We start from the raw sequence: 15161 nt of genomic DNA, 5'->3' as shown, positions 1-15161 counted from the left end.
CAGGTAGCGGCCGGTGGGCTCGGCCAGCGAGATCGGTGGCATGCCGCCAGCGTGGCGAAACCAGCGGGCCCCGACCGGCACGGACACGCCAACCTTCAGTGCTGCCTCGGCTGAGGTGATGCCCGTCGCGATCAGACGCCAGAATTGCCGCTGCACCGCCCACGAGGGCTCAGGCCGCCCGGGCGAGCGCATCGGGGGCCGCAACGCCCGATCCGCGCGCCACTGGCGTCGGGCCTCTTCGGGAACCCCGCTCGTCTTCACGCCCCAGTCTTTCGTCGCCACTGCCGAACACCTCCACGATCAGAGGTGTTGCGACGACCAGTTGAATTCGCCCAGAACACTGGTGTCGTAGTGATCGCCGGAAACGGTGGGACCCGATTCCATCGTATTCTCCCTCTCCGGCGCTCCCACGCACACGTTTCCCGGCGTGGATCCGTCACACCACGAGGAGCATCCCCATGACCAGCGCCGAGCTGTCCGACGTCGAGAAGAAGAGCCTCGAGGAGATTCCGCACCCCTCGCTGCCCGAGGGTTCGAGCATCTACGGCGGGACCAAGGTCTTCCCCGACCTCCAGGCCGAGGACGGCGAGACCTACTTCACCCTGGTGCACGGCATCGCGCACGAGTCCTCGGTCAGCTTCGTGGCCGTGCTGCAGGCGACCCGTGCACTGCGCAAGGGCTTCGAGTCGGCCATGTACTTCTACGGCCCCGGCTCGCTGAACTGCCTGGCCACCCGCGGTTTCCCGACCACCGGCACGTCCGCGTTCCCCGGCGAGCACAACATCAACGACCAGCTCAAGACGTTCATGAGCGAGGGCGGCAAGGTCTACTGCTGCCGCTTCGGGCTGTCGCTGCACGGTGCCCGCGAGGAGGACCTGATCGAGGGCGTCATCCCGACGCACCCGCTCGACGTCCAGGACGCCCTCATCTACTACGCCCGCAAGGGCGCGATCATCAACTCGACCTACCAGCTCTGAGGAGACGGCGGGACGCCGTCGCGTACCGGATCCCGCACCGAGATGCAGCACAGGGCGCCCCGTCGCCCGCCACGCCCGCCGTGGGCTGCATCTCGGTGCGGCCGGGCGCACCGGTCGCCCCCGCCGTACCCGGCCCGTCGCATCCGGCCCGTTGCACCCGGCCGTCGCATCCACGGAGGTCCGCCGCATGTCCGCACCGTCCCGTACCGAGCCCGGTCTGCGGGCCCGCGCCGAGCTCGCCGTCCGCGGCGTGGGGCTCGACCCCGACACCGGCTCCGACACCGACACCGGTGCTGACACCGGCGCCGGGCCGGACCGCCCCTCCGGCGTGACCGACCTCGGCTCGGTCATCCCGCTGCGCCGCCCCGGCGGAGCCGGACCGTCCGCGGACGGGCACGTGCTCGTCGACGGGCTGGCGACCACCGTCCCGATCGTCGCCGACTCCCCGTACCGGCTGCGGGACGGACGGCTGCTGCGCCGCGAGCCCGGCGGCGGCGTGACCGACATGGGCGTCGCCGTCGACACCGTCGCCCGGCCGGCGTTCTACGACCTCACCACCGCCGACGGCGTGTCCTACGAGAAGATCGCCCGCCTGCACGGCAACGACGTGCTCGCCTCGACGGTGGTGCAGACCTGCGTGCGCTACGGCGAGGCCGACCGCTGCCGGTTCTGCGCGATCGAGCAGTCCCTGGCCTCCGGCGCGACGACGGCGGTGAAGACCCCCGACCAGCTCGCCGAGGTCGCCGAGGCCGCGGTCCGCCTGGACGGGGTGCGCCAGATGGTGCTGACCACCGGCACCTCGAACGGCCGCGACCGCGGCGCCCGACACCTGCTGCGCTGCGTGCGCGCGATCCGGGAGCGCGTCCCCGCCCTGCCGATCCAGGTCCAGTGCGAGCCGCCCGCCCCCGACGACCTCGGCGTGGTCGCCGAGCTGGCCGCCGCGGGCGCCGACGCGATCGGCATCCACGTCGAGTCCCTCGACGACGGCGTCCGCCGCCGCTGGATGCCCGGCAAGGCCACGGTCCCGCTGTCCCAGTACTGGGCGGCCTGGGACGAGGCCGTGCGGGTGTTCGGCCCGAACTCGGTGTCGACCTACCTGATCGTCGGTCTCGGTGAGGACCCCGACGAGCTCGTCGCCGGCGCCGCGGAGCTGGTCGCGGCCGGGGTGTACCCGTTCGTCGTCCCCTACCGGCCGCTGCCCGGCACCCTCGCGTTCGCCGACGGGGTGCCCGCACCCGACCCGGACCTGCTCGCCGACGTCACCGACCGGGTCGCCGCGGTGCTCCGCGCCGCCGGGATGCGCGGCGCCGACCAGGCCGCGGGCTGTGCGGCCTGCGGGGCGTGCAGCGCCCTGTCGGCGGCGGGGGGCTGAGCGTGAGCACCACCGACCCGCGCCCCCGCTTCGTGACCGGGGCGCCCCGTCACCTGACCCCGGCACCGCGCTGGATCGCCGACGAGCTGCTCGGCGGCCGCCCGACCCACGCGGGCGGTCCGCCCGCGGTCACGATCCGTGAGGCCCGTGCCGACGATGCACGCGACCCCGGCGTCACCGCGTACCGGGCGCTGCGCCGCGCGGTGTTCTGCGTCGAACAGGGCCTGTTCCCCGACCGACCCACCGCCGACCTCGACGACCACGACGCCGACGGCCGCGTCGTCGTCCTGCTCGCCCACGACGCCGACGGGACCCTGCTCGGCGGGGTACGCCTCGGCCCGGCCAGGGCGACCCACCCCGACATCGGGTGGTGGACCGGCAGCAGGCTGGTGGTGGCCCCCGCCGCACGCCGTCGCGCCGGTGTCCGCGTCGGCGCCGCGCTGGTCCGCGCCGCGTGCGCGCGCGCCGAGGCCGCGGGTGTCCTGCGCTTCGACGCCGACGTGCAGGCCGCGGGCGCGGTCCTGTTCGAGCGGCTCGGCTGGACCCGGGTGCGCGACAGCGTGGTCGCCGGGGCCCCGCACGTCACGATGCGGTGGCCGGTGACCCGCGTCCAGGATCTCGTCGTCGCCACCAAGGCCCCGCTGGGGGCGCTGCTCGGCGGGCTCGGCCCGGCCGGGTTCGTCGGCGACGACGGCGCCCCCGTCCCGGGCAGCGACCTGATCGCCTGCTGCGACGCGATCGTGCCCGCCATGGTCGAGCGCGACCCGGAATGGGCGGGCTGGGCCGGGGTGCTGGTCAACGTCAACGACCTCGCGGCGATGGGCGCCGCCCCGGTCGGGCTGCTCGACGCCGTCGGCGCCCGGGACGCCTCCTTCGCCCACCGCGTGCTGAGCGGCGTGCGCGACGCGGCCACCGCCTACGGCGTCCCGCTGCTCGGCGGGCACACCCAGCTCGACGTGCCCGCGTCGCTGTCGCTGACCGCGCTCGGGCGCACCGACCGGCCCGTCCCCGCCGGTGGCGGGCGTGCCGGGCACCGGGTGCGGCTCACCACCGACCTCGGCGGCGGCTGGCGACCCGGCTACGCCGGACGCCAGTGGGACTCGACGACCTCGCGCACCCGCGCCGAGCTCGCCGCGACCGTCGGCGCCATCGGCCCCGACGCACCGCACCGCCCGGCCGCCGCGAAGGACGTGTCGATGGCCGGGCTCGCCGGGACCCTCGGCATGCTCGCCGAGGCCTCCGGGGTCGGCGTCGTGCTCGACGTCGCCGCCGTCCCCCGCCCCGACGGTGCCACCGCCGGCGACTGGTTCACCTGCTTCCCCGGGTTCGGTCTGCTCACCGCCGACGATCCCGGCGCCCCCGCCCCCGACGCCGGTCCCGCGGTCTCCGCCGAGTGCGGCGAGCTCGTCCCCGGTGCCGGGGTCCGGCTGCGCTGGCCGGACGGCGAGGAGACCGAGGCCGTCGCCGCGGGTGTCACCGGCATGGGCCGCGCCGGCACCCCCGCCCCCCACCCTGAGGAGACCCGATGACGCCCACGACCTTCGGCGCCGCCGCGCAGGGCTTCGTCCGTGACCTCGACGAGGACTTCGACCGGATCGCCGCCACGATCGCCCGCGCCCGCGCCGCCGGGGTGCAGGTGCTCGCGCTGCCCGAGGCGGCGATGGGCGGCTACCTGTCGTCGCTGCACGACGTGCCCGGCACCCCGGCCGACCGGCCCCCGCAGCTGGACCCGGACGGGCCGGAGATCCGGCGGCTGGCCTCGCTGGCCGGGGACATGGTCGTCGCGGCCGGGTACTGCGAGATCGGGGACGACGCGTCCGGCGGGCTGCCCTACAACTCCTGCGTCGCCGTCACCGGTGACGGGGTGCTCGGCCGGCACCGCAAGGTGCACCAGCCGATCAACGAGAACTCCAGCTACGCCGCCGGTGACCGGTTCGCCGCGTTCGACACGCCGTACGGCCGCACCGGCATGATGATCTGCTACGACAAGGCGTTCCCGGAGGCGGCCCGCGCATTGGCCGACGACGGCGCCCGGACCGTGCTGTGCCTGTCGGCGTGGCCGACGTCGCGGACGAACCGGGCCCCGGTGCTCGCCGACGACCGGTGGGCCCGCCGCTTCGACCTGCACGACCGCTCCCGGGCGCTGGAGAACCAGATCGTCTGGGTCTCGGCGAACCAGGCCGGTACCTTCGGCGACATGCAGCTGGTGGCGAGCGCGAAGATCGTCGACCCGGGAGGCGAGGTGCTGGCGACGACCGGCAGCGAGGCCGGTCTGGCCGTCGCGACCGTCGACGTCGACCAGGCCGTGGACGCCGCCCGCCGCGTGATGGGGCACCTGCGTGACCGCCGTCCGGCGGCCTACGGACCGGGTCCGGTCCGCGCGGGGGTGTGAGGTGCGTGTCGCCGCGGCGGGCGCGAACTTCACCCGGGACGTCGCGTTCGACCTGGAGCGGATCGGCGTGATCGTCGCGCACGCCCGGGAGCAGGGCGTGAGCGTGCTGGTGCTGCCCGACGGTGCGCTCGGCGGCTACGTGCACGACCTGCGCAGCCCCGACCCGGCCGACGACGCGGTGCTGCCGCCCGAGCTCGACCCGGACGGCCCCGAGGTGCGCGCGGTCGCCGCGCTCGCCAGGGAGATGGTGGTGTGCGTCGGGTTCTGCGAGGCCGGACCCGAGCCGGGGGTCCGCTGGAACTCCGCGGTCTGCCTGACCGGCGACGGCGTGCTCGGCAGGCACCGGAAGGTGCACCAGCCCGCGGGTGTGGCCGGGCTGTTCGCCGCCGGGGACGGGTTCACCGCGTTCGACACCCCCGCCGGCCGGATGGGGATGCTGATCGACCACGACAAGACCTTCCCCGAGTCGGCCCGCTCCCTGGCGCTCGACGGCGCGCAGCTGCTGGCCTGCCTGTCGGCCTGGCCGACCTCGCTGACCAACCGGGCGCCCCGGATGGCGCAGGACCGCCAGGCCCGGCTGTTCGACCTGTACGACCAGTCCCGCGCCGCGGAGAACCAGGTGCTGCTGCTCTCGGCGAACCAGAGCGGGCGCAACGGCTCGCTGCACTTCCTGGGCCGGGCGAAGGTCGTCGGGCCGGGCGGGGACATCCTGGCCCGCACCTGGTCCAAGGGCGGGCTCGCCGTCGCCGACGTCGAACCCGCCGAGATGATCGGCTCCGCCCGCGCGGTGCTGCACCACCTCAAGGAACGCCGACCCGACCTCTACCGGGGCTGAGCGGTGCGGATCCGGCTGTCCACCTACTCCACCAAGCCGCGCGGCGGGGTCGTGCACACCCTCGCGCTGGCCGAGGCGCTCGCCGCCGCCGGGCACGACGTCGCGGTGTTCTCACTGGCCCGGGGCGGGGACGCCGGCTTCTTCCGGGCCGTCGACCCCCGCGTCGCGGTGCACCTGGTCGAGGTGCCCGAGATCGACGGCGAGACCGTCGGCGCCCGCATCCTCCGCTCGATCGACCTGCTGGCCGCCGGGTTGGCCGAGGCCCCGCCCGTGGACGTGCGGCACGCCCAGGACTGCCTGTCCGCCAACGCCGAGGGTCGCGCGCACGGCTACGGCTCGCTGCTGCGCACCGTGCACCACCTCGACGAGTTCAGCACCCCCGAGCTGGCCGCCTGCCACGAACGCGCCCTGGTCGGACCGGCGGCGCTGGTGTGCGTCTCCCGGGCCGACGCCGCCGAGGTGCGCGCCGGCTGGGGCCGGGAGGCGACCGTGATCGGCAACGGTGTCGACGCCGCCCGCTTCGCCCGGGCCGCCGACACCGGTGCCGGCTCGCCGTGGCGGGACCGGTTCGGTCGCTACGTGCTCTACGGTCGGCGGGATCGAACCGCGCAAGGGCACCGCCGACCTGGTCGAGGCGATGGCGCTGCTCGGCCCGGGGACCCGCCTGGTGATCGGCGGCGGCGAGACGCTGTTCGACTACCGCGACTACCGGTCCCGGGTGCTCGCCCGGGCCGAGGAGCTGGGCGTCGTCCCGGAGATCCTCGGCCCCGTCGACGACGACGCGCTCCCCGGTCTCATGGCCGGCGCGGCGGCGTTCGCGTTCCCGTCGGCCAAGGAGGGCTTCGGCCTGGCCGCGATGGAGGCACTGGCCGCCGGTGTCCCGCTGGTGACCCGGGACCTGCCGGTGCTGCGCGAGGTCTTCGGCGACGCGGCACGGTTCGCCCGCGACCCGGCCGGGTTCGCCGCGGCACTCACCGACGCGCTGGCCGTCCCCGACCCGCGGCGCGCGGCCGCCGGGCGTGCGCTGGCCGCCGCACACACCTGGTCGACGGCGGCGGACCGACACGCGGACCTCGACCGCGCCCGCCTCGCCACCGTGGGGTGACGGAGGACACACCGACTGCGCTAGCCTGGGGCGACCACACGACGTCGACGTCCGGGGGTACGCCGATGCCTGCTCACGAGGCACCCGCTGCGGCCATCGTCGTGCCCCTGTGCCGCGCCGCCCGCCACGGCGACGCCGCCGGGGCCCGCTGCCCGCACTGCGCCCGCCCCACCCGCGACGACCGCGACGCCGTCGTGCTGCGGCTGCCCCGGCTGCGCGGCCACGAGGTGCTCGCCGGCGAGCTCTGACCACCGGTCGCACATCGGTCGCACACCGGTCGCGCACCGCTCCGCCCACCCGCGGCGGTCCGCCTGTACCCGCGCTGATCGCCCTGTACCTGCGCTGATCCGTCGCCGCGCGGGCATCCTCGTTCGCGCGGTGATCCCCTGTTCGCGCAGTGACCCGCCGCGCGCGGTGATCCGCCGGGCGCGCGGTGATCCGCCGCGCGCGCGTGTCCGGATGCGCGCACCGAGCGGATCAGCGCGCGCACCGGGGATCACCGGTACCGGTGCTCGTCCACAATCGTGGGATTGCTCCACAGGAGGCGAACCCGTCCCGGTGTGGTGGCCGGATCCGGGCAGGGTCGGGACCGTGGACGAACCGCTGCTGCGCCGCGACCTGCTGAGACTCGGGACGACCGAGGCCGAGATCCGTACCGCCCTGCGCACCGGTCGCTGGGTCGGTCTGCGTCCGGGTGTGTACCTGGAGACCGGCGACGAGCGTCTGCGGTTCGCGTCCACACGGCACGCGACCCTGGTGGAGGCGACGTTCCCCGCCCTCGCCCCCGGGGCCGTGGTCAGCGGTCCCTCCGCCGCCGTGCGGCACGGCCTGCCGGTCTGGGGCGTCCCCCTGACCACGGTGCACGTCACCCGGGACCGCGCGTCCGGCGGGCGCGGCGGGCCACGGCTGCGCGTGCACGCCTCGCCCCTGGCCGACGGCGAGGTCGTCGACGTCGACGGCATCCCGACGACGTCGGTGGCCCGCACCGTCGTCGACGTCGCCCGCACCGCGCCGTTCGAGACCGCCGTGGCCGTCGCCGACGCGGCACTGCACCGACATCTGGTCACGCCCGACCGTCTGCGCGACGCGGTGCTCGCCGCCTGCGGACGCCACGGGATCGGCCGGGCCCGGGCCGTCGTCGCCTTCGCCGACGCCCGCGCGGACGGGCCGGGCGAGTCGCGCAGCCGCGTCCGGATGGCGCGCCTGAACGTGGCGACCCCCGTACTGCAGCACCCCGTGCTCGACGACCGCGGTCACCGGATCGGCGTCATCGACTTCTGGTGGCCGGACCACGGGGTGATCGGGGAGTTCGACGGCCTGGGCAAGTACGGGCGGTCGGTGCGTCCGGGAGAGGGCGCGGCGGACGCCGTCGTCCGGGAGAAGCGGCGCGAGGACGCCCTGCGGGCCCGACCCGAGGTGCGCACGGTCGTGCGCTGGACCTGGGACGACCTGGACGACTTCGCCGCCGTCGCGCACCACCTCCCCCGGGCAGCATGATCCGCACCCCGCGCGGTGATTCGCGGCCCGCGCGTGCCTCGACGCGCGCGCGGAGCGGATCACCGCGCGGCAAAGGGATCACCAGGCGGGCGGGGGATCGCCGGAGCAAGCGGGGGATCACCGCGGCGGGCTGCGCGGATCGGCGCGGTGCCGGTAGGCCGGCGCGGCAGCGGACCGGCGCGGCGGCGGATCGGCGGCCGGCGGCGGACCGGCGTCGGGACCCCGGTCAGTCGGGCGGGCGCAGGACCGTCGGTCCGAGTACGCGGCAGGCCAGCAGCGCCACCTCGACGTCGAGCCGGTCGTCGCCGAGGGGCCGGCCCCGCACCTCCTCGGCGCGACGCAGCCGGTACTGCACGGTGTTCTTGTGCAGGTGCAGCTCGCCCGCCGCGGCGGCGAGGCTGCCGCCGCCGCGCAGGTAGGCCGCGAGGGTGTCGCGGAGCCGGGCGTGCTGCTCGTCGTCGATCGCGAGGTCGCCGAGGATCTCGGCGACCCGGTCGGCGAGCAGGTCGGTGCCCGCGTCGAGCAGCAGCAGCGGACCGAGGTCGTCGGCGGTGGTGACCGGGAGCCGGGCGGCGGGAGCGGCGGCGGTGACCACCTCCTGCACCCGGCGGGCCCGGCGGTGCGCGCCGCGGAACCCGTCGAGGCCGCGGCCGGGACCGCCGAGCGCGACCCACACCGGGCCGGGCGGCAGGGTGACCGGGCCACCCCCGCCCTGGTACCAGGCCCAGGAGGTGACCGCGTCCGGGGCGACGACCAGCGGGGCGCGTGAGCAGCCCAGGGCGACGCCGAGGTCGACGACGGCGCGTTCCAGGGCCCGGCCGGGATCGGGGGCGTCCGGGTCGACCCAGAGCACCGCGGCCACGTGCTCCCCCGCGACCGGGTGACCGAGCGCCGCCTCGACCTCGGTGACGGTCCCGCCGCGCCCGGCGAGCACGGCGTCGACCATCGCGAGCCGGGCCGCGTCGCGGCGGCGGACCCAGCCGTCGCGTTCGGCCTGGTGGACCGCGACCATCTCCTCGGAGACCCGGTCGACGTAGCCGAAGGCGACCGCCGTGAGCGCCCCGACGGCGTCGCCGACCTCGGCGGTCCCCAGCCCGGACCCGGCGATGCGGCCGATGAGCTCCTGCTGGAACACCGACTGCCCCAGCCGGTAGGCCCGCAGGACGACCGTGACCGGAACCCCCTGCTGGGCGAGGCGGCGGGCGATCTCCCCGGCGACCGGGGGCAGTGGCACCTCGCCCGGCGGTCGGCCGGTCAGCACGACCAGCGCCCCCTCCAGCGACCCCTGCACGGTGGCGACCAGCAGCTCGCGCACGCGGGGGTCGCGGCCGAGCTCGGGCAACCCGGCGTCGATCTCGGCGAGCACCCGGGCGCCGAGCGCCTCGACGTCGTCACGGACCTCGGCCGCGAGGCGGGCGAGCAGGTCGGTCACCGTCGACACGGGACCGACCGTAGCGCGACGCCCGCCCGGCTCCGGGGATCCGGTGCGGGGCGGGCGTCGTGCGGAGGTGCTCAGCTCTCCAGGGCCAGTGCGCGGGCGGGGCAGGCGCGGACGGCGGCGTCCACGTGCGACCGCTCGGACTCGGGCGGGTGCTCGTCGCGGACGACGACCACGTCGTCCTCCCCCACCTCGAACCAGCCGTCGGCCATCGCCTCGCACATCCCGATGCCCTGGCAGGCGTCGAGGTCGGCGACGATGCGCATCAGACCTCCTCGGTGGTGAGGGCGACGAAGTCGACCTTCTCGCGGACCTCGCAGTCCGGGCAGCACCAGTCGTCGGGGATCTGCGACCACGGGGTGCCCGCCGGGAAGCCCTCGGCCTCGTTGCCCACGGCGACCTCGTAGGTGTGGCCGCAGCCGGGGCAGCGGGCGGCGGTGACGGCGTCACTCTGGGCCCGCCGGGTGACGTCGGCCGCGGTCTCCGCGGCCGGGGCCGGGTCGGCGGGCGGCGGGTACGCGCCGAGCAGCTTCTCGCGCTTGCCGGGCTGCAGGTTGGCATGGCGCAGGTCGCCGTCGTAGTGGGCCACCACCAGCGGGTCCATCAGCCGGCGGAACACCGGCGGGACGGTCGCGGCCAGCATCATCCCGGTGTAGCCGGTCGGCAGGACCGGGGCCTCCGGGAAGTCGCGCAGCGTCTGGAACCGGCGGACCGGGTTCGCGTGGTGGTCGGAGTGGCGCTGCAGGTGGTAGAGCAGCACGTTGGTGGCGATGTTGTTGGAGTTCCAGGAGTGCTCGGGCAGCACGCGCTCGTAGCGGCGGCGGTCCGGCGGGCCGACCTTCTGGCGCAGCATCCCGTAGTGCTCCATGTAGTTCACCAGCTCGAGCAGGGTGAACCCGAAGACGGCCTGGATCAGCAGGTAGGGCAGCACGCCCCAGCCGAACAGCGCGATGATCGCGCCCCAGAGGACCAGCGACATCAGCCAGGCGTTCAGCACGTCGTTGCCGATCCGGAACGGGTGCCGGTCGCGGCGGGCGTAGCGCTTGCGCTCCAGGCGCCAGGCGCTGGTCAGCGAGCCCAGGACGGTGCGCGGCCAGAAGCGGTAGAAGCTCTCGCCCATCCGGGCCGAGGCCGGGTCCTCCGGGGTGGAGACGCGCACGTGGTGGCCACGGTTGTGCTCGACGTAGAAGTGGCCGTAGAAGCTCGGGGCGAGCGCGATCTTCGCGGCCCAGCGCTCGACGTCCTCGCGCTTGTGGCCCAGCTCGTGGGCGGTGTTGATCGCGACGCCGGCGACGGTGCCGAGCGTGACCGCGAGTCCGATGTTGCCGATCACCGGGGCGCCCGCGGTGGCGATGTACCACATGCCCGCGAACAGGCCCGCGTACTGCAGCGGGAGGTAGGCGTAGGTGACCCAGCGGTAGTACCGGTCCTCCTCCAGCTCCTCCATGATCTCGTCCGGAGGGTTCGTCGGGTCCTTGCCCGCGAACAGGTCGATCACCGGGACGATCACGAGGACGACGATCGGGCCCAGCCACAGCGCCACCGACCAGCCGGTGGCCAGGTGCAGCCCGATCGCGAGGAACGGCAGCACCGGCACCAGCAGGCCGAGCAGCCAGGCGTAGCGCTTGCCGTCCTGCCAGGTGTGTTCACCGTTCACCGGTTCGGACAGTGCATAGGTCCGCATCGGGTTCCTCCTCGCGTCGGCTCTGACGGAACGTTGCGAGCAGACGTTAGGGAGATCGGTCCGCGATTCCTCGGTCGTCGGGACCGAAGATCGGCGCCCCGTTCGGTCCCGCGGACCGAACGGGGCCCTGTTCAGCGGTCCCAGCGGAACAGCCGGACCGCGCCCACCGCACCGACCAGCACCGCGACGACCAGCCCGACGACCGCCCCGGTGTCCGGCGGGACCCCGCGCCACGCCGTCCCGAGCAGCTCCGACGTCGCGCCGTAGGGCAGGGTCCGGCCGATCTCGGCGAGCGGACCGGGCAGCGTCCGCGGGTCGCCGAACATGCCGCCCAGGAGCCCGGTGGCGAAGAACAGCAGCACCCCGCCCGCGACGGCCGCGTTCGCCGTCGGCGCCAGCGCCGCGACCAGCGCCCCCACCGCGAAGAACGCCGCCGCGCCCAGGACGAGCCCGCCCAGCGCCGCCCACGGCGCGGCGGGCATCCGCGCGCCGAACACCGGCACCGCGACCGCCAGCGCGACGCCGACACCGGCCGCGACCTGCCCGACCCCGACCACCGCCTGCGCGACCAGCACCGGGGCCGCGCCCGCGGGGGTGACCCCGAGCCGGCGCAGGACCCCGCCGCGGCGGTAGGACGCGACGAAGCTCGGCACGTTCACCATGCCGACCAGTGCGAGCACCGTGGCGACCGCGATCGGGAGCCCGACGACCTCCACCACCGAACGGCCGCCGAGCACGTCCGGGGTCAGCTCAGGCACCGTCGCGCCGACCATCACCAGGATCAGCAGCGGCAGCACCAGCGGGACCACCAGTCCCGCGGTGTCCCGGGCGACCATTCTGGACTCCGCGGCGACGAGTGCCCGCCACCCGGCGAGCGGCAGCCCGGACCGGACCGGGGCGCTCACGCCGCCACCTCCCCCGCCGTCGCCGGGCGGTCGGCGCGGACCCGGTGCCCGGTCAGCGCCAGGAACGCCTCGTCGAGGCCGGGACGCTCGGCACGCAGCCCGGTGGCGACGACACCCTGCCGGACGAGCTCCGCGCCGACCGGGCCGAGCAGCTCGCCCTCGCCGGTCACGGTGACGTCGTGCCCGACCCGGCAGACCTCCGCGACGCCGGGCAGGGCGAGCAGCGCAGCCCGGTCGAAGGCGGCGTCGGTCCGGAACCGGACGCGGTCCGCGAGCCCGGCCGCCGCGACGAGCCCGGCCGGGGCGGCGTCGGCGACGACCCGGCCGGCGTCGAGCAGCAGGACCCGGTCGCAGAGCCGCTCGACCTCGTCCATCCGGTGGCTGACCAGCAGCACCGCGACCCCGTCGGCGGTGAGGTCGCGCACCAGGTCGAGCACGGTCTCCCGGGACGCCGGGTCCAGACCGGTGGTCAGCTCGTCGAGGATCACCACCCGGGGTGCCCCGACCAGCGCGAGCGCCACCGACAGGCGCTGGGCCTGGCCGCCGGAGAGCCGGTCGAACCGGGTCCCGGCCTGCGCGGACAGCCCGACCGCCTCGAGCAGCTCCACCGGGTCGCGCCCGGTGCGGTGCAGGGACCGGTGCAGGTGCACCAGCTCGGCGGCGGTGAGCATGTCGTGCAGGGCGGCCTCCTGCAGCTGCACCCCCAGGACCGCGCGGACGGCGCGCCGGTCCCGGCGCGGGTCCAGCCCGAGCACCCGCACCGTGCCGGAGTCGGGGGCGCGCAGCCCCGCGACACACTCGACGGTCGTCGTCTTGCCGGCCCCGTTGGGTCCGAGCAGCCCGACGACCGACCCCGCGGGCACCGACAGGTCGACCCCGTCGGCGGCCACCGTCTCGCCGTAGCGCTTGTGCAGCCGGTGCACCTCGATCGCATCCATGCCGGTCACGGTGGCGGCCGGACGGGGGCCGGGGTCAGTGCCGGACGTCGTGAACCCGGGCCATGACTTCCGGCACTGGGGACCCCGCCGCGCCGTGCCCTACCGTGTCCGACGTGCGCCGGATCGACCCGAACGTCGTGGCCGGACTCATCATGAGCGTGCTGTGCGGGGTCCTCGCCGTCCCGGTGGCGCTGGAGCAGGCCGCCGGGGTCGCGAGCCCCCTCGGCCCGCCGTGGCTGTGGTGGGTCGCCTACGCCGCGTTCCTCGTCGCGCTGGTGGTGGGGGGCTGGCTGGACGAGGTCGTCGGCGTGACCGCGACCCGGGCGCTGCTCGCGCTGATGGTGCTCGCCGCGGCGGCGCTGGTCCTGATCGGCGCGTCGTTCGGCTGGCTGCCGATCTTCCTCGTCGTGACCGCGGCCATCTCCACCTACCACCTGCCGGGCCGGGTCACCGCCGCGATCATCGTGGTCAACGTCGGGGTGGCCGCGGTGGCGACGCTGATCGCGGGGGAGTCGGTGCAGGTCGCGGCGGTGACCGGCGCGATCTACCTGCTGCTGCAGAGCGCCTCGGTGCTGCTCCTCGTGACGCTGCACCGCGAGGAGGCGTCGCGACGGCGGCTGGCCGCCGCGCACGCCGAGCTCGCGGCCGCGGGCGCCGCGCTCGCCGAGACCAGCCGGACACAGGAGCGGCTGCGGATCTCCCGCGAGCTGCACGACCTCGTCGGGCACCAGCTCACCGCGCTCGCCCTGGAGCTGGAGATCGCCACGCACACCGGCGCCGACCCGGGCGGGCACGTCGCGCGGGCCCGCGCGCTGGCCGGTGACCTGCTCACCGACGTCCGCACGACCGTCGGGCAGCTGCGCGGCCGCGCACCCGACCTGGCGGCCGCCCTGGAGCGGATCGCCGAGCAGCTGCCCCGCCCGGTGGTGCACGTGCACGTCGCCGACGGGGTCGCCGCCGACGAGGAGCGGACCCTCGCGGTGGTCCGCTGCGTGCAGGAGATCCTCACCAACGCCATCCGGCACGGCGACGCGGACACCGTGTGGATCGACCTGTCCCCCGTACCCGGCGGCGGCCTGCGGCTGTCCGCCCGCGACGACGGCCGCGGCCCCGCCGCCGACGTGGTCCCCGGGAACGGGCTGCGCGGCCTCGACGAACGGGCCGGGGCGTTCGGCGGGTCGGTCGACTGGGGCCCCGCCACACCGCGCGGGTTCGTCGTCACGGCGGTGCTGCCGTGACCGGGCCGACGACGCCCGGTGGCCGGCCGGTGCGTGTGGTGCTCGTCGACGACCAGACCCTGGTCCGGCACGGCATCCGCGGGCTGCTCGGCCTGGCCGACGGGGTCGAGGTCGTCGCCGAGGCCGGGGACGGCGCGGAGGGGGTGGCCGCCGTCGTCGAGCACGACCCGGACGTGCTGCTGCTGGACCTGCGCATGCCCCGTCGCGACGGGCTGTGGGCGCTGACCGAGCTGCGCTCGCGCGGGCTCGACGTGCCGGTGCTCGTCCTCACCACCTTCGACGACGACGAGCTGGTCCTGTCCGCGCTGCGCGCCGGGGCCCGCGGATACCTGCTCAAGGACGTGACCCTCGACCAGCTCGTCGGCGCGGTGCGGACCCTCGCCGACGGCGGCACCCTGATCAGCCCGGCCGTCACCGACCGGTTGCTGCGCGCGGTGCGCGACGGCCCGCCCCCGGCCGACGACGTCTCCGGCGTCGCCCCGCAGGACCTCTCGGCCCGCGAGGTCGAGGTGCTGCGGCTGCTCGCCGCCGGGCACAGCAACCGTGAGATCGCGCAGGCCCTCGTGCTGGCGGAGGGCACGGTGAAGAACCACGTGTCCAGCGTGCTGCTGAAACTGGGCACGCGGGACCGGACCCGCGCCGTGCTGCGGGCCCTGCACCACGGTCTGCTCGACCCGCCACGGGGCCGGGACGGGGTCTGACCCGACCGTCCGACGGTGACGCGGCGGCGGGTCACGATCGCGCTCCGTGGTCACCGGTGTCACCCGTTCCGACGCGATT

15 protein-coding genes and 2 pseudogenes are annotated in these 15161 nt (G+C 75.8%); 11 read left to right on the top strand and 6 right to left on the bottom strand.

The genetic code is table 11. From position 1 onward, the window contains the following. A pseudogene (locus FVA95_RS15210) lies at positions 1 to 261 on the bottom strand (IS30 family transposase); the annotation flags it as partial. Between the two features lie 197 nt (positions 262 to 458). On the opposite strand from FVA95_RS15210, the gene FVA95_RS15205 reads away from it, so the two are divergent. The 9 genes and pseudogenes from FVA95_RS15205 (at position 459) to FVA95_RS15170 (ending at position 8178) form a co-directional block, all read left to right on the top strand. Beyond that, the gene (locus FVA95_RS15205) at positions 459 to 977 is read left to right on the top strand and encodes an MSMEG_0572/Sll0783 family nitrogen starvation response protein (protein ID WP_060712873.1); all 519 of its coding nucleotides are present in this window, start codon (positions 459 to 461) and stop codon (positions 975 to 977) included. A gap of 187 nt (positions 978 to 1164) precedes the next feature. Further along, a complete protein-coding gene (locus FVA95_RS15200) occupies positions 1165 to 2349 on the top strand; it encodes an MSMEG_0568 family radical SAM protein (RefSeq protein ID WP_149664817.1) in 1185 nt (394 codons plus the stop codon). 2 nt (positions 2350 to 2351) lie between these two features. Next, positions 2352 to 3878 carry an MSMEG_0567/sll0787 family protein gene (locus FVA95_RS15195; protein WP_240051508.1) on the top strand — a complete coding sequence of 509 codons (1527 nt, stop codon included), beginning with the start codon at positions 2352 to 2354 and terminating at the stop codon, positions 3876 to 3878. Then, positions 3875 to 4741 carry a carbon-nitrogen hydrolase family protein gene (locus tag FVA95_RS15190; protein ID WP_149664816.1) on the top strand — a complete coding sequence of 289 codons (867 nt, stop codon included), beginning with the start codon at positions 3875 to 3877 and terminating at the stop codon, positions 4739 to 4741. The genes FVA95_RS15195 and FVA95_RS15190 overlap by 4 nt, the downstream gene beginning before the upstream one ends. Before the next feature lies 1 nt (position 4742). After that, positions 4743 to 5576 carry a carbon-nitrogen hydrolase family protein gene (locus FVA95_RS15185; RefSeq protein WP_149664815.1) on the top strand — a complete coding sequence of 278 codons (834 nt, stop codon included), beginning with the start codon at positions 4743 to 4745 and terminating at the stop codon, positions 5574 to 5576. A gap of 3 nt (positions 5577 to 5579) precedes the next feature. Then, positions 5580 to 6035, top strand: a pseudogene (locus tag FVA95_RS32940) (glycosyltransferase); the annotation flags it as partial. Positions 6036 to 6213: 178 nt separating this feature from the next. After that, positions 6214 to 6681 carry a glycosyltransferase gene (locus tag FVA95_RS32935; RefSeq protein ID WP_240051507.1) on the top strand — a complete coding sequence of 156 codons (468 nt, stop codon included), beginning with the start codon at positions 6214 to 6216 and terminating at the stop codon, positions 6679 to 6681. Positions 6682 to 6746: 65 nt separating this feature from the next. After that, the gene (locus FVA95_RS15175; RefSeq protein WP_149664814.1) at positions 6747 to 6929 is read left to right on the top strand and encodes a hypothetical protein; all 183 of its coding nucleotides are present in this window, start codon (positions 6747 to 6749) and stop codon (positions 6927 to 6929) included. Between the two features lie 343 nt (positions 6930 to 7272). After that, positions 7273 to 8178, top strand: coding sequence for a hypothetical protein (locus tag FVA95_RS15170; protein WP_149664813.1), 906 nt, complete (start codon positions 7273 to 7275; stop codon positions 8176 to 8178). A gap of 226 nt (positions 8179 to 8404) precedes the next feature. On the opposite strand, the gene FVA95_RS15165 is transcribed toward FVA95_RS15170, so the two are convergent. The 5 genes from FVA95_RS15165 to FVA95_RS15145 all read right to left on the bottom strand — a co-directional run bounded on the left by FVA95_RS15165 (position 8405) and on the right by FVA95_RS15145 (position 13143). Then, complete coding sequence (locus FVA95_RS15165) at positions 8405 to 9619, bottom strand: CdaR family transcriptional regulator (RefSeq protein WP_149664812.1); 1215 nt, start codon at positions 9617 to 9619, stop codon at positions 8405 to 8407. 71 nt (positions 9620 to 9690) lie between these two features. Continuing rightward, complete coding sequence (locus tag FVA95_RS15160; RefSeq protein WP_020622593.1) at positions 9691 to 9882, bottom strand: ferredoxin; 192 nt, start codon at positions 9880 to 9882, stop codon at positions 9691 to 9693. Continuing rightward, the gene (locus tag FVA95_RS15155) at positions 9882 to 11300 is read right to left on the bottom strand and encodes a fatty acid desaturase (RefSeq protein ID WP_149664811.1); all 1419 of its coding nucleotides are present in this window, start codon (positions 11298 to 11300) and stop codon (positions 9882 to 9884) included. The genes FVA95_RS15160 and FVA95_RS15155 overlap by 1 nt, the downstream gene beginning before the upstream one ends. A 131-nt stretch (positions 11301 to 11431) precedes the next feature. Continuing rightward, entirely contained in the window at positions 11432 to 12205 is a 774-nt protein-coding gene (locus FVA95_RS15150; protein WP_240051506.1) for an ABC transporter permease, read from the bottom strand. Further along, positions 12202 to 13143 (bottom strand): ABC transporter ATP-binding protein, encoded by a 942-nt coding sequence (locus tag FVA95_RS15145; RefSeq protein WP_043277435.1) that lies wholly within the window; start codon positions 13141 to 13143, stop codon positions 12202 to 12204. Before FVA95_RS15145 ends, FVA95_RS15150 begins: the two co-directional genes overlap by 4 nt. Before the next feature lie 113 nt (positions 13144 to 13256). Between FVA95_RS15145 and FVA95_RS15140 the strand changes: the two genes are divergently transcribed. Both FVA95_RS15140 and FVA95_RS15135 read left to right on the top strand, forming a co-directional pair. Further along, on the top strand, positions 13257 to 14381 hold the full coding sequence (locus FVA95_RS15140; protein ID WP_149664810.1) for a sensor histidine kinase: 1125 nt from the start codon (positions 13257 to 13259) through the stop codon (positions 14379 to 14381). After that, positions 14378 to 15082, top strand: a complete 705-nt coding sequence (locus FVA95_RS15135; protein WP_240051505.1) for a response regulator transcription factor — start codon at positions 14378 to 14380, stop codon at positions 15080 to 15082. The genes FVA95_RS15140 and FVA95_RS15135 overlap by 4 nt, the downstream gene beginning before the upstream one ends. The last annotated feature ends 79 nt before the right edge of the window (positions 15083 to 15161 follow it).

Origin of the sequence: Pseudonocardia sp. EV170527-09 (assembly GCF_008369905.1) — a bacterium.
Classification (GTDB): domain Bacteria; phylum Actinomycetota; class Actinomycetes; order Mycobacteriales; family Pseudonocardiaceae; genus Pseudonocardia.
This window is presented reverse-complemented; position numbering and strand designations above follow the sequence as displayed.

Coding starts and splice junctions, on each gene's coding strand:
- FVA95_RS15205 (WP_060712873.1), top strand. CDS start 459: ATGACCAGCGCCGAGCTGTCCGACGTCGAGAAGAAGAGCCTCGAGGAG.
- FVA95_RS15200 (WP_149664817.1), top strand. CDS start 1,165: ATGTCCGCACCGTCCCGTACCGAGCCCGGTCTGCGGGCCCGCGCCGAG.
- FVA95_RS15190 (WP_149664816.1), top strand. CDS start 3,875: ATGACGCCCACGACCTTCGGCGCCGCCGCGCAGGGCTTCGTCCGTGAC.
- FVA95_RS32935 (WP_240051507.1), top strand. CDS start 6,214: ATGGCGCTGCTCGGCCCGGGGACCCGCCTGGTGATCGGCGGCGGCGAG.
- FVA95_RS15175 (WP_149664814.1), top strand. CDS start 6,747: ATGCCTGCTCACGAGGCACCCGCTGCGGCCATCGTCGTGCCCCTGTGC.
- FVA95_RS15160 (WP_020622593.1), bottom strand. CDS start 9,882: ATGCGCATCGTCGCCGACCTCGACGCCTGCCAGGGCATCGGGATGTGC.
- FVA95_RS15155 (WP_149664811.1), bottom strand. CDS start 11,300: ATGCGGACCTATGCACTGTCCGAACCGGTGAACGGTGAACACACCTGG.
- FVA95_RS15145 (WP_043277435.1), bottom strand. CDS start 13,143: ATGGATGCGATCGAGGTGCACCGGCTGCACAAGCGCTACGGCGAGACG.